At 69.8% G+C, this 19,829-nt stretch carries 16 protein-coding genes; 6 read left to right on the forward strand and 10 right to left on the reverse strand.

Going from position 1 to position 19,829, the window contains the following annotated elements:
- Positions 1–6 precede the first annotated feature (6 nt).
- The 3 genes from QLQ12_RS07605 to QLQ12_RS07615 form a co-directional block, all read right to left on the reverse strand.
- Complete coding sequence (locus QLQ12_RS07605; RefSeq protein WP_282758132.1) at positions 7–1,641, reverse strand: peptide ABC transporter substrate-binding protein; 1,635 nt, start codon at positions 1,639–1,641, stop codon at positions 7–9.
- Positions 1,642–1,883: 242 nt separating this feature from the next.
- On the reverse strand, positions 1,884–2,552 hold the full coding sequence (locus tag QLQ12_RS07610) for a response regulator (protein WP_282758134.1): 669 nt from the start codon (positions 2,550–2,552) through the stop codon (positions 1,884–1,886).
- A complete protein-coding gene (locus QLQ12_RS07615; RefSeq protein WP_282758136.1) occupies positions 2,549–3,811 on the reverse strand; it encodes an ATP-binding protein in 1,263 nt (420 codons plus the stop codon). Before QLQ12_RS07615 ends, QLQ12_RS07610 begins: the two co-directional genes overlap by 4 nt.
- 132 nt (positions 3,812–3,943) lie before the next feature.
- Between QLQ12_RS07615 and QLQ12_RS07620 the strand changes: the two genes are divergently transcribed.
- The 3 genes from QLQ12_RS07620 (at position 3,944) to QLQ12_RS07630 (ending at position 6,971) form a co-directional block, all read left to right on the forward strand.
- Positions 3,944–5,317, forward strand: coding sequence for a PspC domain-containing protein (locus QLQ12_RS07620; protein WP_282758137.1), 1,374 nt, complete (start codon positions 3,944–3,946; stop codon positions 5,315–5,317).
- Complete coding sequence (locus QLQ12_RS07625; RefSeq protein WP_282758138.1) at positions 5,314–5,664, forward strand: hypothetical protein; 351 nt, start codon at positions 5,314–5,316, stop codon at positions 5,662–5,664. Before QLQ12_RS07620 ends, QLQ12_RS07625 begins: the two co-directional genes overlap by 4 nt.
- 62 nt (positions 5,665–5,726) lie before the next feature.
- Positions 5,727–6,971 carry a phosphatidylserine decarboxylase gene (locus tag QLQ12_RS07630; RefSeq protein ID WP_282758140.1) on the forward strand — a complete coding sequence of 415 codons (1,245 nt, stop codon included), beginning with the start codon at positions 5,727–5,729 and terminating at the stop codon, positions 6,969–6,971.
- Positions 6,972–7,211: 240 nt separating this feature from the next.
- On the opposite strand, the gene QLQ12_RS07635 is transcribed toward QLQ12_RS07630, so the two are convergent.
- The 5 genes from QLQ12_RS07635 to QLQ12_RS07655 all read right to left on the reverse strand — a co-directional run bounded on the left by QLQ12_RS07635 (position 7,212) and on the right by QLQ12_RS07655 (position 13,740).
- Complete coding sequence (locus QLQ12_RS07635; RefSeq protein WP_282758494.1) at positions 7,212–8,099, reverse strand: CDP-alcohol phosphatidyltransferase family protein; 888 nt, start codon at positions 8,097–8,099, stop codon at positions 7,212–7,214.
- A 262-nt stretch (positions 8,100–8,361) separates the two neighbouring features.
- The gene (locus tag QLQ12_RS07640) at positions 8,362–9,264 is read right to left on the reverse strand and encodes an NUDIX hydrolase (protein WP_282758142.1); all 903 of its coding nucleotides are present in this window, start codon (positions 9,262–9,264) and stop codon (positions 8,362–8,364) included.
- Between the two features lie 5 nt (positions 9,265–9,269).
- Positions 9,270–10,217, reverse strand: coding sequence for an NUDIX domain-containing protein (locus tag QLQ12_RS07645; RefSeq protein WP_282758143.1), 948 nt, complete (start codon positions 10,215–10,217; stop codon positions 9,270–9,272).
- A gap of 130 nt (positions 10,218–10,347) precedes the next feature.
- Entirely contained in the window at positions 10,348–11,895 is a 1,548-nt protein-coding gene (guaA, locus tag QLQ12_RS07650) for a glutamine-hydrolyzing GMP synthase (protein WP_282758144.1), read from the reverse strand.
- Between the two features lie 36 nt (positions 11,896–11,931).
- Positions 11,932–13,740, reverse strand: a complete 1,809-nt coding sequence (locus tag QLQ12_RS07655) for a S8 family serine peptidase (RefSeq protein ID WP_282758145.1) — start codon at positions 13,738–13,740, stop codon at positions 11,932–11,934.
- A 132-nt stretch (positions 13,741–13,872) separates the two neighbouring features.
- Between QLQ12_RS07655 and QLQ12_RS07660 the strand changes: the two genes are divergently transcribed.
- Together QLQ12_RS07660 and QLQ12_RS07665 are read left to right on the forward strand one after the other, a co-directional pair.
- Entirely contained in the window at positions 13,873–14,967 is a 1,095-nt protein-coding gene (locus QLQ12_RS07660) for an LCP family protein (protein ID WP_282758146.1), read from the forward strand.
- A 16-nt stretch (positions 14,968–14,983) separates the two neighbouring features.
- Complete coding sequence (locus tag QLQ12_RS07665) at positions 14,984–16,396, forward strand: M1 family metallopeptidase (RefSeq protein ID WP_282758147.1); 1,413 nt, start codon at positions 14,984–14,986, stop codon at positions 16,394–16,396.
- Positions 16,397–16,539: 143 nt separating this feature from the next.
- Here the strand turns inward: QLQ12_RS07665 and QLQ12_RS07670 are convergent, their stop codons facing one another.
- Together QLQ12_RS07670 and guaB are read right to left on the reverse strand one after the other, a co-directional pair.
- Positions 16,540–17,658, reverse strand: coding sequence for a GuaB3 family IMP dehydrogenase-related protein (locus QLQ12_RS07670; protein ID WP_282758149.1), 1,119 nt, complete (start codon positions 17,656–17,658; stop codon positions 16,540–16,542).
- Between the two features lie 40 nt (positions 17,659–17,698).
- Positions 17,699–19,186: an IMP dehydrogenase gene (gene guaB / locus QLQ12_RS07675; protein WP_282758151.1), complete on the reverse strand. Its 1,488-nt coding sequence runs from the start codon at positions 19,184–19,186 to the stop codon at positions 17,699–17,701.
- Positions 19,187–19,304: 118 nt separating this feature from the next.
- Between guaB and QLQ12_RS07680 the strand changes: the two genes are divergently transcribed.
- On the forward strand, positions 19,305–19,706 hold the full coding sequence (locus QLQ12_RS07680) for a DUF5319 domain-containing protein (protein ID WP_282758153.1): 402 nt from the start codon (positions 19,305–19,307) through the stop codon (positions 19,704–19,706).
- Positions 19,707–19,829: the final 123 nt, after the last annotated feature.

Below are 19,829 nucleotides of genomic sequence, written 5' to 3' on the forward strand. Positions count from 1 at the left end.
GTCGGGTCAGGCGACCGTTTCGATCTCGTACAGGTCCACCTTCTTGAACAGGTCCATGTCGACGTTCGCGACGCGCGTCGAGTAACCGAACACGTTGCGGCTGAAGCGCAGCGGGATGATCGGCATCTCCTGAGCGAGGATGTCCTCCGCCTGCTGCCACTTCTTGACCTGGGCCTCTGGCGTGGCCGCCGCCGAACCCTGCTTCATCAGAGTGTCGAAGGCGGCATTCGACCAGCCGTAGAAGTTCGAGGAACCCTTGGTGGTGAACAGCGGGCCGAGGTAGTTCTCCATCAGCGGGTAGTCCATGACCCAGCCGAGACGGATCAGGCCGATGTTCTGTTTGGCCTTGAGCTTCTCCTGCATGACCGAGAACTTCGGCTCGGGGACACCCGTGCAGTTGACGCGCAGCGCCGCCTTGATCTGGTTACAGGTGGCATCGACCCAGGACTTGTGACCACCGTCCTGGTTATAGGTGATCTTGATCTCGGCCGGGCCCTTGTTCTCCGCGTACAGCTCGCGGGCCTTGGTCGGGTTGTACTCACACGCCTCGCCGCAGCTGTTCTCGCGGTAACCCTGCACGACCGGCGAAACGAAGGATTTCGCCGCGGCGACGGAGTTCAGGAAGACCTGCGACGCGATCTCCTCGCGGTTGATCGCCATCGAGATCGCCTTGCGGACGTTGGGGTTCTCGTACTCCGGGGCGAACGTCGGGAAGCCGATGAAGTCGAAGCCCGAGTCCTCACTGTTCTGGAACCGTTCGCCCAGGTCGGCCGGGGCGACGGCCAGCGCGTCGGTCGGGATGTTCGTCTGCACGTCGAGGTTGTTGTCCACCAGGTCGGCGTACGCCGCCATGTCGTCCTGGTAGATCTTCCAGGTGACGCCGTCGATCTTCGGGACCACGCCCTTGAAGTCGCTGAACTTCTCCACGACGATCTTGTCGTCGTGCTCCCACTTGCCCTTCAGCTTGAAGGGGCCGTTGCCGATGAGCTTCTCCTCGAAGCCCTCAGCGATCACGCCGTCCTTGGCGAACGCCGCCTTGGGCAGCGGGTAGAAGACCGAGTAGGCCATCACCGAGTCGAAGCTGGCGAACGGGGCGGAGAGCGTCACCGTGAAGGTCAGGTCGTCGACCTTCTTGAGGCCGGACATCTTGTTGGTCGTCGGGTCGGGCGCCTTCGCCGGACCCGCGCCGTCGGGGTCCAGCGGGTTCAGATCGGCGTAACCCGCGATGCGCTCGAAGAAGTAGCCGCCGTCCTGCGCGTTGGGAGCGTAGGCGCCGTAATTCCAGGCGTCGATGTAGTTCTGCGAGGTGACCGGCTCACCGTTGTGGAACGTGAAGCCCGGCTTCAGCTTGATCGTCCAGACCCGGTTGGTCTTGTCCACCGTCACCGATTCCGCGGCGACCTCAACCGGCTTTCTCCCCGCGTCGAAGTCGACCAGCGGGTAGAACAGGGAGGCGAGCACCTGCGAGCCGTTGTTGTCGGTGGTGTTCGTAGGAAGAAGGTGCTTCGGCTCGGCGATACCGATCACGACCGCGTTGGCGGTGGCCGTCGGATCCTCCGAGTCGCCACCGCGACAACCGGCGACCAACAAGGAGATGGCGGCCGCTCCGGCCGCCATCTTCCACGGGCGTTTCCCAAACATGGGAGTGCCTCCTTCAGGGGCGCTCACGAGGGGTTGTGTGAGTAGGTGCCACTGTGACACAGAGGCATGAAAACCCAGAGCGCCGTTATCAAGCCGATATTCGCCACCTACGTCCAGAGAAAGCCTCATCTAGGCCCGTCTGGGCGAATTCGCCCTTTTTAACCTGGCGATACTCTCAAGGTTCCCGTCACAGCACCGGCGCAGCCTATCCGAAAAACACTCAACAAACCTGTCCGGACGGGTCAGACCAGACGCCGATCGGCCGCCCATCGTGACAGCTCGTAACGGTTGCTCATCTGCAATTTGCGCAGGACGTTCGACACGTGGGTCTCCACCGTCTTGATGGAGATGTACAGCTCCTTGGCGATCTCCTTGTAGGCGTAACCCCGCGCGAGCAGCCGCAGCACCTCACGCTCGCGATTGGTGAGCTGGTCGAGTTCCGGATCGGCCACCGGCACGTCGGGCCGGGAGGCGAAGGCGTCCAGAACGAAGCCGGCCAGTCGGGGGCTGAAGACCGCGTCACCGTCGGCCACCCGGCGCACCGCGGCGGCCAGTTCGTCCGGCGAGATCGTCTTGGTCACATAGCCCCGGGCGCCGGCCCGGATGAGGCCGATCACGTCCTCTGCGGCGTCCGACACCGACAGGGCCAGGAAACGGACCTGCGGGTGGCTCCGGCGCACCGACTCCAGGACCGCCCGGCCCCCGCCGTCCGGCATGTGCACGTCGAGCAGGACCACGTCGGGCTGCACCGCCGCGATCCGGCTGATCGCCTCGGCGACCGTGCTGGCCTCGCCCACCACGTCGACGTGCGCGCCCAGCTCGGCACGCACGCCGGCACGGAACATCGCATGGTCGTCGACCAGGAAGACGTTGAGCCGACGGGGCTCCGGCTCCATCACGGGCTCGGTCATCGCACAGACTCCTTACCGGCGGTCACACTGTCACGCGAGACAGGAAGCATCAGTCGCACCTCGGTACCCTCTCCCGGGGCGCTTCGGATCTCGGCTTTGCCGCCATGTCGCTGCATCCGCCCGATGATCGACCCCCGCACCCCGTGCCGAGTGTCCGCCACACCGCCGACATCGAAGCCGGCGCCCCTGTCCCGGACGAAGACGCTCAGCTCATCCTCCTCCACCTCGGCGTAGAGCGAAACCGTCTGCACACCGGCATGCCGGGCGGCGTTGACCAGAGCCTCCCGCGCCGCGGCGATCAGAGCCGCCACCCGCTCGTCGGACTGGGTGTCGCCGACCACAACGGTCTCCACGGTGATCGCGAAGGTGTCCTCGACCTCGGCCGCGGCCTGCTCCAGCGCGGCGGCGAACCGCTCGTTCGGCGAGCCGGTGGGCCGGTAGAGCCAGTTCCGGAGGCTGCGCTCCTGCCCGCGGGCGAGACGCTGCACCTCCTTGATGTCGGCGGAGTTGCGCTGGATCAGGGCCAGCGTGTGCAGCACCTGGTCGTGGATCATCGCGGCCAGCTCGGCCCGCTCCTGCTCGCGGATGCGGCCCTCACGCTCGGCGCGCAGCTGGCCGAACGTGCGCCACACCAGCGGTGCGACCACGACCCCGACACCGAGCAGGCCGACGAAGGCGAAGATCACGCCGTTGAAGACCGCGGAGAGGGAACCGGCCGGCGCGTAGACCGCGACCACGCCGATGATCCCGACCGCGACCAGGACCCCGCCGCCGATGAACCGGAAGAGGAATGCACGCCGGTCGGTCTCCGACACGATGGCGGTGAACCACGGGGCGGAGGCCAGGTTCTCCGAGTGGTAGTCACGGCGGCTCGGGTCGGACTGGTGCCAGATCACGCCGGCGCCGACCGCGATCACCGCGATCATCCAGCCGGCCGTGGTGGCCACCTGGTCCTCGAAGACCAGCGACTGGAGCAGGACCACGCCCAGCCCGATTGCCGCGAACGGCAGCAGGGCGCCCAGGTCGCGGCGGGCCGGCTCCTCGCCGGCACGCGCCTCCTGCGGCAGCACCGCCCAGTAGGCGGCGTAGATCAGCAGGCCGAGGGCGTTGAAACCAAGCAGAACGACGAGGGCGATCCGGACCGCCAGCACCGGCATGCCGAGGTGGCGTGCCAGGCCCGCGGCGACTCCCGCGACGATGCGCTGGTCGCGCGGCCGGTACAACCGGCGCGGCTGGGTCGGTACGGCGGTTGCGGTCACCCTCCGATCGTCACACGGAAAGACACCGGCAGGCCACGGGGAACTCCCCCGGAAACCGGCACCCGGATCTCAGGGTGGCCTCAGGGTCGTCTCCGGAAGCGGTGAGGGTGGTGTCGCCAGCAGTATCGAACCATGAACGACGAAGCACCGAGTGCCGGTCCCGCGAAGGGCGACCAGGCACCTTCCGACCAGCCCCAGGGCTTCCCTCCCGGGTCCAACGTGCCGCCCTGGGTCTCCACGGCGTCCGCGGCCTGGTCCCGTCAGAAGCTGGTCCGCCCCCGCAACGGCCGCTACGTGGCCGGGGTGTGCGGTGCGCTGGCCCGGGCCACCAACACCGACCCGGTCCTCTGGCGGGTGCTGCTCGCCGTGCTCGGCGTGCTCAGCGGCACCGGTGTCCTGCTCTATCTGATCGGCTGGCTGATCATCCCGTCCGAGGGCGACACCGCCTCACCGATCGAGTCCCTGCTCGGCAAGGGACGGTCCGGGATGGCGCCGCTGTCGGTGGTCATGCTCGGCGGCGCCGCGCTGCTGACCTTCGCCTTCATCGTCAACTCCGGCGCACGGGCCAGCATGCTCGCCGCCGCGGTGATCCTGGGGGCGTTCCTGCTCATCAAACGGGGCAACGTGCCTCCGCCCCAGGAGGGCGCGGCACCGCCTCCTGGACCGGGCGCCGAGGAGCCGACGGTGGCATTCGTCGCGACGCCCGCCGCCGCACCGGCCAGTGCCGCGTCGGCCGGCGAGACGATGACCGCCCCGCCCGTTCCGCCGCTGGTCACGCCGCCGCCGCCGTACACTCCTCCGGCTGCGCCGCTGACCGGTTTCCGGCCGCCGTTCGCGCCGCACGGCCCGTTCGCCGGTCCCGTCCCGCCGCCGCCCGTCCCACCGCGGCCGCCCAAGCCGCCGAAACCGCCGAAGGAGCGGTCCATCCTGGGCCGGCTCACCTTCTTCGCGGTCGTCATGGTGACCGGCCTGATCGCGGCGCTCGACATGAGCGGCGTCGACGTGGGCACCTCCGCCTACTTCGCGGCGGCCCTGGTGACCACCGCGCTCGGCCTGATCGTCGGCGCCTGGTTCGGCCGGGCCCGCGGCCTCATCGCGCTCGCTCTGCTGCTCACCTTCGGCCTGGGCGTCTCCTCCGGCGTGGAGAAACTCGGCCAGGACTGGACCCCCAGCGTCTACCGGCCCGCCACCATCACCGCGGTCGCCGACCAGTACGACTTCAACGTCGGCAACGTCACCCTGGACCTGCGCCAGGTCGACTTCGCCGGGCAGAACCAGCAGACCGTGGTCGACATGAAGCTCGGCCAGCTGAGGGTGCTGCTCCCACCGACGGTCGACGCCACGGTCGAGGCCGGGGTCGAGGGCGGGCGGTTGGTGATCTTCGGTGAGGAGTTCAACGACAGCTCCTACCGGCAGACCACCGACCTGGGCTCCGACGGCAACGGCGGTGGCACCCTGAAGCTGGACATCCGGCTCGAAGCCGGGAACGTGGAGGTGATCCGATGAAACCGCACCGGATGGACGGCGTCTCCCTCAGCTTCGGCCTGATCTTCCTGCTGGTCGCGTTCTGGTGGGCGGTCTCCCAGGTGTTCACGCTGCACCTGCCGGCGATCGGCTGGATCGTGGCCGCCGGGCTGATCTTCTTCGGAGTGGTGGGCCTCCTCGGCGCGATCCGCTCCGGCCGCCGCGAGGCGCCCGCCCCGGCTCCGGTCCCGGCCACCGCCGAGACCCCGGGCGACCTGCCCCCGGAAGTGCACGCCTCGATCGTCCGGGAACTGCTCGACGACCCGGCCGGCAAGTTCACCCGCGAACACCCCGGGCCGGCCGTCTCCGAGCGCCCGCGGGAGGACTGATCGGAAGGCAAGTGCCCCGCCCACAGGTCAGTGACCGGTGGGCGGGGCAATATGCTCGCTGGATGACCGCGTTTCCGACCGTTCCCGTCGCGCCCGTCCCCGGCGTGGGTGACCGGGCCGCCCGCACCCTGACCGCCGAGTTCGCCCGGCAGAACGCGGCCACGTCCGCACTGCTGGTCGGCGCCGACCACGCCTCGGCCGTGGTGGCCGCAGCCGTCGAGGCGCTGCTCCCGGGCGACACCCTCACCCTCGTCCCCGGCAGCAACAGCAGCAGCGAGCTGCTGCGTGACCACATCACCGGTCTCGGCAGCTGGGTCGCCGACCGGGTGAAGGTGGTCGAGTCCCTCGACGAAGCCCAGCCCGCCGACGTGGTGATCGCCGGGGAGCCGCTGACCGGCACCGCCGAGGAGACCCGCACTCTGATCGACCGGCTCGGCAAGTACCTCGCCGACGGCGCCGTCCTGTCGGTGGCCGTGCCCGCCGGTCCCGGCCGCACCCAGGGCGCCGCCGCGGAACTCTTCCGCCAGGGCGCCCTCTTCGGGGTCGGCTCCGACCTGGTGGTCCGCAACCAGCCGCCGCTGCGGGTGCACAAGCTCCGCTTCAGCCCGGCCGAGGTGTCGACCGCGGCCGCGCTCGCCCCCGCCTACCGGCCGTCGAGCGTGCCGCTGACCCGCACCATGCACATCGACTCCAACGGGGTCGCCGCGGCCGGCATCGCGCTCGGCCTGGCCGCGCTGGCCCGCCGCACCCGGCCGAAGTCGAAACTGTGGCTGCTGCCGGCGCTCGCCGCCGCGCCCGTCGCGGCCTTCTTCCGTGACCCGGAGCGGGACGTCCCGGCCGACCCGTCGGCCGTGGTCTCCGCCGCCGACGGCAAGGTCCTCTCGGTCGAGCGGCTGCGTGACGAGCGCTTCGGCCCGGGCGAGTTCCTGCGGATCGCCGTCTTCCTCTCGGTCTTCGACGTGCACGTCAACCGCACGCCGGTGGCCGGCCGGGTCGCCGACTACTTCGTCGAGGAGGGCGGCTACGCCAACGCGGCGACCGCCGCCGCCGAGCACAACGTCGCGGCGTACACGGTGCTCGACACCGACCACGGCACGGTCGTGGTGGCGCAGCGGACCGGGCTGATCGCCCGGCGCATCGTGCAGCGGGCGCCGGTCGGCACTCTGCTGGCGAAAGGCGAGCGCTACGGCCTGATCCGCTTCGGCTCCCGCACCGACGTCTACCTCCCCGCCGACCGCGCGGAAGCCCTGGTCACCGTGAGCGAGCGCGTGGTCGGTGGCTCCACGGTCATCGCCCGCTGGAAATAGACCCCTATCTCATACGGCTACGTAAGGCCCCGTGGCTCCCGCGCGACGCCCGCGCGGGGCCGGGGCCGCTGAGCGGCCGCCGGGCTGCTGCCCACTCACCGGCCGGCCCGGACCGCTGTGTCAAGCACCCGAGAACAGCGGTGACGACAAGCAGCCGAATACGACAGTGAGCGCTAGCCGGCGCTGGGATCGCAGAAAGGCCGTCTCCCTCAGGGAGACGGCCTTTCGTGTGTCGGTGGGTCAGACCCGCTTGGCGCGCATCCACAGGATCGGGCCGCTGACCAGGTAGGTCGCGACGATCATGACGAACGTCATGCGCGGCTCGATCAGAGCGCCGACGATCGGCAGCACCCACAGCCACGGCGGCATCTTCAGCAGGCGGGCGAGTTTCGCATACGGGAAGCTGGAGACCATCGCGAAGGCGAGCAGCGTCACCCCGGCGAGCATGACCATGCCCGGCAACGGCAGGCCGATCAGCACGGTGAGCGCCAGCACCGCGGCGGCCATCGTGGTGGGCACGCCGCAGAAGAACCGGCCGTCTTTCGGTGAGACGTTGAAGCGGGCCAGTCGCACCGCCGCGCAGCCGGCCACCAGGGCGGTCGCGATCGCGGCGGCGGCCTGCGGCACCTCGTCGGCCAGCGACGCGTAGACCACCACGGGTGCGGCGAGACCGAACGAGCACATGTCGGCGAGCGAGTCCATCTGGGCGCCGAACGGGCTGGCCACCCCGAGCTTGCGAGCGAGCGCGCCGTCCAGGCCGTCGAAGATCACGCAGGCCACCAGGAAGGCCGCCGCGATCTGGACCTTGCCGTCCATGGCCAGGTAGATCGCCATCAGGCCGAGGCCGAGGCTGGCCAGGGTGCAGGCGTTGACGAGGGCGAAGCTCGCACGGCGGGACATGGTGCGCTCACCCGGCAGCAGTGGGATGGAAACCGGCGCTGAGTCAGCCCCGTCGACAGAAACGTCCACAGGAACCCCCGGCGCGGGAATGGTGATGGTTCGCACCGGGTCGAAACCGACGTGAAGCACCTCGGCCCGGGTCGCGGTGGCGGCCCGCCCGGTCTCGGCGGAGCGGCGGCCCACCCGAACCATCAGGGCTTGCCGGGCGAGAGATCCGCCGCGGCGCAGCCGGCCAGCCCAACGACGCCCGGCAGGACGGGGACTATCCGTCGCGCGTCGCCGGCGCCAAGGGGTACTCGGCACGTGCTTCCTCCATGGAGTTCGGTGTTCCGTCGGTCACTGATGTTCCCGGCGAAATTGCGGGTTACACCATCGCACAGCCGGACGGCCTTGGCGAGAGGGCGAACGATCCTCGAGTACAACCACGGAGACTGACGTTTGATTCCTCGCGCGGACCGACGGACGCGTGCTCAGCCTTCCACGTTCGATTTTAGCCCGTCCGGCCCAATGCGGCCCGCGCCAGTTCCGTGAGGGGCAGGTTGGCGGCCTCATCAGGGGTGAGCCAGGCGGCTTCGGCGGTGGATCCACCAGCCGCTTCGGTGACCGCCGCGACCGTCGGCTCGTCCACCGTCAGGCGGTAGACGACCCGGATCACATGCCAGTCCAGCGGCACTTTCTCGGGGCCGAGCGCGGCCGGATCGTATCGGTGCGAAACACCGATGAGACCGGTGATACGGCCCCGTTGCGACGTCTCCTCGAAAAGTTCCCGGGCGACCGCCTTCTCCGGGGTCTCGCCGAAGTCGGTGCCGCCGCCGGCCAGGTGCCACAACCCCGCGCCGGGGTATCCGTCGGCGATCCGGGTCAGGAGGATCCGGCCCTCCGGGTCGGTGGCCAGGGCGTACGCTCCGAAGCGTTGCACCCGGCCGGGCCGTTCCGGCTCGACCGGCGGCAGGTCGCCGATGAGCTCGGCGTCGTCGCCGCCGAACCGCACGCCGAGAATCCCGGCCGCGAAGGGCAGCAGCGGACGCGCCGCGACCTCGGCCGGGGTGAGCCACTCGACGAGGTCGCTCGTGCCGGCGGCCTCGGGGCGCAGCTCGCCGCCGGTGACCTCGACGTCGTAGACGATCCGGTCGGTGTGCTCGATCGAGGAGTCCGGGAGGCGGGCCAGGTCGGCGAGCACGGTCCGCACCCCGGTGATCCGCACCCGCAGGCCGGTCTCCTCGGCGAACTCCCGGACCACCGTGTCGTCCGGGTGCTCGCCGTGGTCGATACCGCCGCCGGGCAGCGACCACACGCCGGGGAACGCGCAGGCCTCCGATCCGCGGGTGAGCAGTACGCGCCCGTCGGAGGCCCGGCACACGCCGTACGCCGCCGCTCGTCTCCTGATCTTCACCGGCCCTAGATTAGCCGCGCCGCCCGCAAGGCCTCGGCGGTCACCTCGGTGATCTGGTCACCGGCCAGCTCGGCCACCGCTTTGAGCGGCATCCAGCGCGCCTCGGAGGTGGAGCCGCCCACGTCGTGGATGGTCACCTCGGTCGGCCGGTCGACGACGACCCGGTAGAAGGCCCGGACGCCGTGCCAGTCGATCGGGTAGCCCTCGGGCCCGAGCGACGCCGCGTCCCGATGGCTGGCCACGCCGAGCAGTTCGATCAGGCGGCCCTCCTGCCCGGTCTCCTCGACCAGTTCCCGGATCAGGGCGGTGCCGGGCTGTTCGCCGAAGTCGGTGCCGCCGCCGGGCAGGTGCCAGCAGCCGGCTCCGGGGTAGCCCTCGGAGATCCGGGTGAGCAGGAGGTTCTCGAACGGGTCGGTGGCGATCGCGTAGGCCGCGAACCGCTGGGCCCGGTGCAGGCCGTCGGGTCCCTCGTAGGCGTAGAAGGACGGGAAGACCGGCGCCTCCTCGGGCCGCAGGTCGGCGGAGGCGGCGGACAGCCCGAGGGCGGCCGCGGTGAACGGCCGCAGTTTCAGTTTCTCGGCCTCTTCGAGGGTGTGCCATCGGGCCAGGTCGGTGGGGTGGCCGACCCGGTCGACGAGATTGCCGCCACGCACCGACACGGAGTAGATCAGCCGGTCGGTGTGGATGGTGACGCCTCGGTGCGGCATCGAGCGCATGTCGGCGAGGACGTCGTGCAGCCCTGCGACGGCGACGGAGAGCCCGGTCTCCGCCGCGGTCTCGCGGACGACGGTGTGGTTGGGGTCTTCGCCGTGGTCGACGGCGCCGCCGGGCAGCGACCAGACTCCGGGAGTGCCGGATCTGGAGGAGGCCCGGACCAGGAGGACGCGGCCTTCGCCGTCGCGGGCGACGGCGTAGGCGGCGATCCTGCGGAGCGGTTCCAGTGCGGGGGTCACGGGCGGCATTCTGCCCGGAATATGTTACCTCTCAAGAACTTGTGTCAAGTTCCTGACAGTGGGATAGCGGTGTGTAACTGCAGCTCAGGGCGGGTTGAGCCGCCCTGGGCGATTGATCCACTACTGACCGTCATTCCCACTCGATAGTGCCCGGCGGCTTGCTCGTGACGTCCAGAACCACCCGGTTGACCTCGCGGACCTCGTTGGTGATCCGGTTCGAGATCTTGGCGATCAGGTCATAGGGAAGGCGGGACCAGTCAGCGGTCATGGCGTCCTCGGAGGAGACCGGGCGCAGCACCACCGGGTGCCCGTAGGTGCGGCCGTCGCCCTGCACCCCGACGCTGCGCACGTCGGCGAGCAGCACCACCGGGAACTGCCAGACCTCGCGGTCCAAGCCGGAGGCGGCGAGCTCCTCCCGGGCGATCAGGTCGGCGGCGCGCAGGATGTCGAGCCGGTCGCGGTCGATCGCGCCGATGATGCGGATCGCGAGGCCCGGCCCGGGGAACGGGTGCCGCTGCACCATCTCCTCCGGCAGGCCCAGTTCGGCGCCGAGAGCACGAACCTCGTCCTTGAACAGGGTGCGCAGCGGCTCGATCAACGCGAACTGCAGGTCGTCGGGGAGGCCGCCGACGTTGTGGTGCGACTTGATGTTGGCCGTGCCGGTGCCACCGCCGGACTCCACCACGTCCGGGTACAGGGTGCCCTGGACCAGGAACTCGATGTGCCGCTCCGCGTCCAGCTCGCGGGCCGCGGCCTCGAACGTGCGGATGAACTCGCGGCCGATGATCTTGCGCTTCTGCTCGGGATCGGTGACCCCCGCCAGATGCCCGAGGAACTGCTCCGAAGCGTCGACGACCTTGAGGCGGATGCCGGTCGCGGCGACGTAGTCCTTCTCCACCTGCTCGGCCTCACCGGCACGGAGCAGGCCGTGATCGACGAAGATGCAGGTCAGCTGGTCACCGATCGCCTTGTGGACGAGGGCCGCGGCGACCGCCGAGTCAACGCCGCCGGACAGGCCGCAGATGACCTGCTTGTCCCCCACCTGCGCGCGGATCGCGGCGACCTGGTCGTCGATGATGTTGCCCGGCGTCCAGGTGGGCTCCAGGCCCGCGATGTCGTAGAGGAAACGCTTGAGCATCTCCTGGCCCTGCTCGGTGTGCGCCACCTCGGGGTGGAACTGCACACCGGCCCGCCTGGTGACGAGGTCCTCGAAGGCGGCGACCGGGGCGCCCGGGGTGGAGGCGGTGACCGAGAAACCCTCGGGGGCGACCGCGACGCTGTCGCCGTGGCTCATCCACACCGGCAGATCGGCCGGCAGGTCGCGGAGCAGGGTGCCGCCCCGGCTCTCCAGGAGGGTCCGTCCGTACTCCCGGGAGCCGGTGTGTGCCACCGTGCCGCCGAGCGCCTGGGCCATCGCCTGGAAGCCGTAACAGATGCCGAAGACCGGCACGTCATGGGCGAAGAGGCCGGCGTCGAGCGTGGGCGCGCCAGGCTCGTACACGCTGGAGGGGCCTCCGGAGAGGATGATCGCGGCGGGGTTCTTCGCCAGCATCTCGGCCACCGGCATCGAGTGCGGGACGATTTCGGAGTAGACACGGGCCTCACGGACCCGGCGGGCGATCAACTGGGCGTACTGGGCGCCGAAGTCGACGACGAGAACGGGACGCGGGGTGCTCACCCGGCGAGTTTACCGGCGGTGAGCACCCCGAAATCCTCAGGCCCGGTAGTAGGTACGGATCGTCGTGTACCGCACGTTGCCGGCCTTGTCGTACGCCCGGATCCGAACCTTCATCGTCTTCTTCTGGCGCGACACCTTGTAGCTGAGCACGTAGCCCGCCTTGGTGTCGGTCGCCACGACCTTGCCGTTCACCAGCAGCTGAACCTTGCTGATCCCGGACTTGTCGGCGGCCTTGACGTGCACCTTGACGGTGCCCTTGACCCTGGCCTTGTTCTTCGGGGCCTTGGTGACCGACGCCGTGGGCAGCACGTTGTCGGCGATCACGGTCCGGGCCGGCAGCCAGGTCACGTTGCCGGCCTTGTCGCGGATCCGCACCTGCATCTTGATCCGGCCGTTCCGGCCGGCCGTCCGCAGGTTCGGCACGAACGGAGCCGTGTAGTCCCAGGTGTGCAGCTTCCCGTCGACGAAGAGGTCGACGGCGAGGATGCCGGACGAGTCGTCCCGCAGGCCGAGCGCGATAACCGGGACGGTGCCCCGCACCTTGGCGTTCTGCGCCGGGCTGGTGCCGGTGGCGCTCGGCGGGGTGGTGTCGGTGCCCCGGTTGATCGCCGCGGCCGCGTCCACCACGCCGTACTGGTTCCAGCCGCCGTTCGGGCGGGCCGTGCCGGTGATCGCGTTGCCGAGGCTCCAGCCGCTGTAACCCGGGTTCTTCGAGGCGACCAGGGCCGCGACGCCGGAGACCAGCGGGGCCGAGAAGGACGTGCCCTGGATCTCGTACTCGTTGTACCGCGCGATCCAGCACGAGCTGCGGTCGTCCCAGCAGTAGGTGCCGTCGCGCTTCATGCCCGCCGTGATGCCGGGCGCCGCCACGTCCACCCAGTTGCCGAAGTTGGAGAAGTCAGCGCGGGCGGTGCCGCCGGTACGGGTGTCGGTCGCACCCACCGCGAGCACGTCCGCGTACGCCGCCGGGTAGCCCCGGACGTCCCTGCCGTCGTTGCCGGCGGCCGCGACCACCAGGGCGCCCCGGCCGTTCGCGTAGGCGACCGCGTCCTGCAGCACCGCCGAGGACGCGGGGCTGCCGAGCGACAGGTTGATGATCTTCGAGCCCTGCTGGGCGGCGTAGATGATGCCCCGGGCGATGTCCGAGTGGTAGCCCAGGCCGCTGCTGTCGAGCACCTTCACCGGCAGGATCTGGCACTCGCCGCAGACCCCGGCGATGCCGGTCCCGTTGTTCGGCGTCGCGGCGACCAGCGACGCCACGATGGTGCCGTGCCCGTCGTCGTCGTCCGCGTCGCCGTCGCCGTTGTAGAAGTCGTAACCGGGCAGCACCCTGCCGGCCAGGTCACCGACCCCGTTCACGCCGGTGTCCACCACCGCGACCTTCACCGAGGAGCCGGTGGTCGACTCCCACGCTTTCGGCACGGTGATCTGGCCCAGCTCGGGCTGGCGCCCGGCGGTGAAGTAGGGGTCGCTGGGCGTCACGTCCAGCTTCTTGACCTGCGGGTCCTCCTGGACGTACGCGACGTTCGGGTCGAGCTGGAGTGCGGCCTTCACGGCCGCCGCGCGACTGCCCGGCACCTCGATCGACCTCGCCCGGACCTCACCGAGCAGGCGGCGGGCGGTGCTGTCGCCCCGGCCCTCGGCGTGGGCCAGGCCGAACCGGCTCAGGCTGGGCAGTGTGACGTCCGTCTCGACGCCGCCGCGCAGTCCGACCAGGAACCGGACCGGTAGGGCGCGGGCGGCGCCGGTGACCGAAGCACCGGCGACCGGGGCGAGACTGGCCCCCGCGGCCAGGGCGGTGACAGCGACCAGACCGACGACGATCCGCCGGTGAGTGGATTTCATTCTGGGACAAGCCTCCCGTTGGGACGATACGGCCGCGTACCGGCTAATCGCCGGGCTAGCGTACCGGCGATCTTGAATTTCGCAATACCCGGTGGCATTGAGCACCGCCGCGATGTCATTTACTGTTCCGCTATGCGGAATAGCAAGATCACCTGGTCGATCGTGGCCGGCGTCGTCCTGGCCCTGATCGTGGGAGTGGGCGTCGCCATCGCGGTCAGCCGGCGATCCTCCGCGCCCGTCGCGGCGCCGTCCGGCGCACCGAGCCCGGCGGCCTCGGCGAGCGCTCCGGCCGTCGCGGCCCCGCCCGCGCCGTCGCCCGGCGCGGACATCAAGGGCCCGCTCGACCTGGTGCTGATCGGCGTGGACACCCGGGTGAGCATCCCCGGGTGGGAGCCGCACGCCGACACGATCATGCTGCTGCACGTGGAGGAAGACCTGAAATCCGCCTATTTGTATTCACTGCCGCGCGATCTGCGAGTTGAGGTACCGGCGTACAAAAAGGCTGATTTCGCCGGCGGACGGTCCAAAATCACGGAAGCGATGAGCCGAGGATCGCGGATTCCGGGCTCCAAGGAGAAAAGTGTCGAGCAGGGTTACGAACTGCTCACCAAGAGTCTCAGCGCATACACCGGGATCAAGACCTTCCACGGTGGGGCGGTCCTCAACTTCGCGGGCCTCGACAAACTGGTCGACCAACTCGGCGGCATCGACATGGTGATCGACCAGCAGGTGAAGTCGCGGCACCGGAAGCCGGACGGTTCGATGCGGACCCTCACCGGCGGTGACTACATCGGACCGCAGGCGGTCTACCAGCCCGGCACCCGGCGCCTCACCGGCTGGCAGGCGATCGACTACGCGCGCCAGCGGTACGGGCTGCCCAACGGCGACTACGACCGCCAGCGACACCACCGGCAGATGGTCAAGGCGATCCTCGCCAAGGCGATGTCACAGGGCCTGAGCGACCCGGCGAAGCTCGGCCCGGTGATCAGCGCGCTCGGTGAATCCCTGGTCTACGTCGGCGGGCGTACCCCGTTCGAGTACGCCTACGCGCTCCGCGACCTGAAGAAGATAACCATGGTCGCGCTGCCCGGCGAGGGCATCGGCAGCGGCGGCAACTACGCCGGTGAGCAGCTCAAGGCCGAGGGACGCGACTTCATCAAGGCGCTCGCCAAGGGCAAGCACGCCGCATACCTCGCGGCGCACCCCAAACTAGTCGACAAGGACTAGACGTACCCTCGACGACATGAGGTTACGGGGCGGGGGGCTGATCCTCCTGACGGTGCTGGCCGGGTGCTCATCCGACGATCCGTCACCCACACCCACGGTGACCGCGCCGGCCCCCACCTTCCGGCCCGGCGCCGACGGCGCCGGCGACCCCTACTTCCCGAAGTACGGCAACGGCGGCTACGACGTGGGCGCCTACGACCTGGCGCTGCGTTATGAACCGTCGACCGGCCGCCTGAGCGGGACGGCGACCATCACCGCCACCGCCACCCAGGACCTGTCCCGTTTCAACCTCGACCTGGCCGGACTGAGCGCCACCGCGGTCACCGTCGACGGGATCACCGCGACCGCCGCCGCCGAGGCCGCCGAGCTGGTGGTCACACCCGCGACCGGGATCGGGAACGGCCGCGGGTTCACCGTCGTGGTCACCTACGGTGGCGTCCCCGCGCCCACGGAGAACGACACCCTCGGCACCAGCGGCTGGCTCCGCGATGGCAGCGAGGGCGCGGTCGCGCTGGGCCAGCCCGAGTCGGCGAGCACCTGGTTCCCGGTCAACGACCACCCGTCCGACAAGGCCACCTTCCGGCTGGCGATGACGGTTCCCGAGGGCGTCGAGGTGATCGGCAACGGCGTTCCCGGACAGCACGACACCGCGGGTGGCCTGACAACCTGGCGCTGGGCCGAGACCTCGCCCATGGCCAGTTACCTCGCCACCGTCGTGATCGGCCAGTACCGCATCACCACCGGCACCCACGCCGGCCGCCCGATGGTGACCGCGATACCCGAGTCGATGCCGGCCGACGGCCCGGCCGCGAAGTCCCTCGCCCGCACCGGCGAGATCACCGAGTTCCTGGCGACCCAGTTCGGGCCGTACCCGTTCGCCGCCAACGGCGGAGTCGTCGTCGCCGAGGAGCAGATCCGCTACGCGCTGGAGACCCAGTCCCGCCCGGTCTACGGCAACACCTTCTTCCTGACCGGCGAGAACACCAGCGTCGTCGCCCACGAACTCGCCCATCAGTGGTTCGGCGACAGCGTGGCGCTCACCCGCTGGCAGGACATCTGGCTCAACGAGGGATTCGCCACCTACGCCGAGTGGCTGTGGTCGGAGCACAACGGCGACGAGACCGCGCAGGAACTCTTCGACGAGCGGTACTCGGCCTTCAACTGGTCCGAGGCGCCCGGCGACCCGACCCCGCGCCGGCTCTTCGGCGATGCCGTCTATCAGCGCGGCGGCATGACCGTGCACGCGCTGCGGAAGACCATCGGCGACGACGCCTTCTTCAAGCTGGTCAAGTCCTGGACCGCCGACCACCGCGACGGCAACGTCACCACGGCCCAGTTCATCTCCGCCGCCGAGGCCGCCGCCGGCCGCGGCCTCGACACCTTCTTCGCCGCCTGGCTGGACGGCAAGACCCGACCCCCGAAACCCTGACATTTCGTACGGCTACCAAGACCACTGTGGCATCCCCGCGACCATCGCCGCGCTCCGGGCCGAAGCGCGACCGCCGGGCATCTCACGTGCACAACGAGCAATGGCGGGCCGGCGGCCCGCCATTGCTCTTCGCTGGGAGTGACTTACCTGTCGAGGACCAGGGAGACCTTCTGGAACTCCTTGACGTCGCGGTAGCCGCACTTGGCCATCGCCCGCCGGAGACCGCCGAAGAGGTTGAGCTGGCCGTCGGCGCTGAGGGCCGGGCCGTACAAGACCTCTTCGAGAGTGCCGTCGGGCTCGCCGGCGATGCAGAAACCACCGCGCGGGAGGGCCGGGTGACTGGCCGACGAATGCCACCACGCGCCGCCGGCCGGGGCGCCCTCGGCCAGGGACAGCGGCTCGCCCAGCATGACGGCGTCGGCGCCGCAGCCGATGGCCTTGGCGATGTCGCCGGAGGTGGCAATGCCGCCGTCGGCGATCAAGTGCACGTACCGGCCGCCGGTCTCGTCGAGGTAGTCGCGGCGGGCGGCCGCGGCGTCGGCGATCGCGGTGGCCATCGGCACCCGGATGCCGAGGACCGTGTCGGTCGTCGACCACTCGTCGGCGCCGACGCCCACGATGACGCCGGCCGCGCCGGTCCGCATCAGGTGCAGGGCCGTCTTGTAGTCGGTGCAGCCGCCGACGATGACCGGCAGGTCGAGGTCGGCGATGAACTCCTTGAGGTTGAGCGGCTCGTCGGTGGTCGAGACGTGCTCGGCCGAGACCAGCGTGCCCTGGATGACCAGCAGATCGACACCGGCGTCCAGCACGACCGGCGCGAGAGCCAGGGTGTGCTGCGGCGAGACCCGGACAGCCGTGGTGACACCGGACGCACGGATCTCGCGGACCCGCTCGGTGATCAGCGCCGGCTTGATCGGCTCGGAGTAGACCTCCTGGAGACGCCGGGTGGCGTCGGCGTCCTCGTCGAGCGAGGCCAGTTCCGCGAGGATCTTGCTGGGGTCTTCGTAACGGGTCCAGAGGCCCTCGGCGTTGAGCACGCCCAGGCCGCCGAGGCGGCCCAGGGCGATCACCGACTCGGGGCTCTGGGTGGCGTCCGAAGGATGAGCGACGCAGGGGATCTTGAAGGGGTACGCGTCGAGTTTCCACTCGGTCGACACGTCGTCCACGTCGCGGGTGCGGCGGCTCGGAACGATCGCGATGTCATCCAGGTGGTAACCGCGCTGGGCGGTCTTGCCGAGACCGATCTCCACGACGTCACGCATGGCATTCCTTCTCGAGGGTGGCGGGTGGGGCGGTGAGGGGTTACCGGGAGTGGTAGTTGGGAGCCTCGACGGTCATCTGGATGTCGTGCGGGTGGCTCTCCTTGAGGCCGGCCGCCGTGATCCGGATGAGCTGTCCCCGCTCCTGCAGGTCGGGAATGGTCTCCGCGCCCACGTAGCCCATGGCCGCCCGCAGCCCACCGGTGAGCTGATGCGCCACCCTGGACAGTGGACCACGATAGGGCACCTGGCCCTCGACTCCCTCGGGGACCAGCTTGTCCTCGTTCACGTCCTGCTGGAAGTAGCGGTCCTTGGAGTAGGACTTGGCCTGGCCGCGCGACTGCATGGCGCCCAGCGAGCCCATTCCCCGGTACGACTTGTACTGCTTGCCGTTGACGAAGATCAGCTCGCCGGGGCTCTCCTCCGAGCCGGCCAGCAGACTGCCCAGCATCACCGTGCTGGCGCCGGCCACGATCGCCTTGGCGATGTCACCGCTGTACTGGATGCCGCCGTCACCGATCACCGGGACACCGGCGGGGGCACAGGCGCGGGACGCCTCCATGATCGCGGTTATCTGCGGCACGCCCACGCCCGCGACGATGCGGGTGGTGCAGATCGCGCCGGGGCCGACCCCGACCTTCACCGCGTCCGCGCCGGCCTCGACGAGAGCCTTGGCTCCCGCGTACGTCGCGATGTTGCCGCCGACGATGTCGATCGGGGTGTCCTTCTTCAGCCGGGCCACCATCTCCAGCACCGCACGCTGGTGACCGTGCGCGGTGTCGACGATCACCACGTCCACGCCGGCGTCGACCAGCTCGCGCGCCCGCTTGTAGGAGTCGTCACCGACGCCGACCGCCGCGGCCACCCGGAGCCGGCCCTGCGGGTCCTTGGCGGCGTTGGGGTACTGCTCGCTCTTGGTGAAGTCCTTCACCGTGATCAGGCCGCGCAGCCGCCCGCTCTCGTCGACCAGCGGCAGCTTCTCCACCTTGTGGCGGCTCAGCAGGGCCAGCGCCTCGTCCTTGGAAACGCCGACGGGGGCGGTGACCAGCGGCGTCTTGGTCATCACCTCGCGCACCTTGACGTCGAAGTCGCTGACGAACCGCATGTCACGGTTGGTCACGATGCCGACCAGGACGCCCTCGGCGTCCACCACCGGGGCGCCGGAGATGCGGTAACGCCCGCAGAGCGCGTCCACCTGCCGCAGCGTGTCGTCCGGCCCGCAGGTGATCGGGTTGGTGATCATGCCGGACTCGGAGCGCTTCACCAGATCGACCTGGGCCGCCTGGTCCTCCATCGAGAGATTGCGGTGCAGCACGCCGATGCCACCCTGGCGAGCCATGGCGATCGCCATCCGGGCCTCGGTGACGGTGTCCATCCCGGCGGAGAGCAGCGGGATGGAGAGCTCGACGTTGCGGGTCAGACGCGTGACCGTGTTGACCCGGCTGGGCACCACGTCGGACTCGCCTGGCTGCAGCAGCACATCGTCGAAGGTCAGGCCGAGTGGAACGGTGCGAGCGCTGTCAGTTTCCACAGATCATCCTCAGAGAGAAGGCGAAGTCAACATCCTACCCATCCCACACGGAGCACCCGGGCGGCGGACAGAACGTGCGGGCCAGCACACACACGCAGGAGGTGAGTACGGTATGAGGGTGCAAGATGAGCCCATCGACCCGTTCAACGGCGACCCGACCGACCCGGCCGCCGGACTCGACGACCTCAACGAGGACGCCGAGTCCGAACCGCTGACCGAGGACGAGCGGCAGGACGTCCTTGAGGACCTCTCCGACCTGGAGATCTACCAGGCGCTGCTCAGCCCGACGGGCATCCGCGGGCTGGTGATCGAGTGCGAGGACTGCCACGAGCCGCACTACTTCGACTGGGACCTGCTCCGGGGCAACCTGCGGCACCTGCTGAGCAGCGGGCGGCCGCGGGTGCACGAGCCGGCCTACGACCCGGACCCCGACCACTACGTCACGTGGGAGTACGCGCGTGGATACGCCGACGGGGTCCACGACACCCTGACCGAAAGCTCCGACGAAGAAACCCCGTAACCACAGACCGGCCGACCCACCTGTGCGTGACCCCGTGCCACGGTAGTGAAACCCCGTAGTTTCCTAGTGCGCACGTAGTCACGGAACAGCCGCAAAATGCCGCCGGTGATGAGGCGGCCGATT

Source organism: Actinoplanes sandaracinus (assembly GCF_030009775.1).
Classification (GTDB): Bacteria; Actinomycetota; Actinomycetes; order Mycobacteriales; family Micromonosporaceae; genus Actinoplanes; species Actinoplanes sandaracinus.

What these genes read in the sequence shown, in the direction of transcription:
- QLQ12_RS07605 (WP_282758132.1), bottom strand. Translation starts at nt 1,641, where the DNA reads ATGTTTGGGAAACGCCCGTGGAAGATGGCGGCCGGAGCGGCCGCCATC.
- QLQ12_RS07610 (WP_282758134.1), bottom strand. Translation starts at nt 2,552, where the DNA reads ATGACCGAGCCCGTGATGGAGCCGGAGCCCCGTCGGCTCAACGTCTTC.
- QLQ12_RS07620 (WP_282758137.1), top strand. Translation starts at nt 3,944, where the DNA reads ATGAACGACGAAGCACCGAGTGCCGGTCCCGCGAAGGGCGACCAGGCA.
- QLQ12_RS07625 (WP_282758138.1), top strand. Translation starts at nt 5,314, where the DNA reads ATGAAACCGCACCGGATGGACGGCGTCTCCCTCAGCTTCGGCCTGATC.
- QLQ12_RS07630 (WP_282758140.1), top strand. Translation starts at nt 5,727, where the DNA reads ATGACCGCGTTTCCGACCGTTCCCGTCGCGCCCGTCCCCGGCGTGGGT.
- QLQ12_RS07655 (WP_282758145.1), bottom strand. Translation starts at nt 13,740, where the DNA reads ATGAAATCCACTCACCGGCGGATCGTCGTCGGTCTGGTCGCTGTCACC.
- QLQ12_RS07660 (WP_282758146.1), top strand. Translation starts at nt 13,873, where the DNA reads ATGCGGAATAGCAAGATCACCTGGTCGATCGTGGCCGGCGTCGTCCTG.
- QLQ12_RS07665 (WP_282758147.1), top strand. Translation starts at nt 14,984, where the DNA reads ATGAGGTTACGGGGCGGGGGGCTGATCCTCCTGACGGTGCTGGCCGGG.
- QLQ12_RS07670 (WP_282758149.1), bottom strand. Translation starts at nt 17,658, where the DNA reads ATGCGTGACGTCGTGGAGATCGGTCTCGGCAAGACCGCCCAGCGCGGT.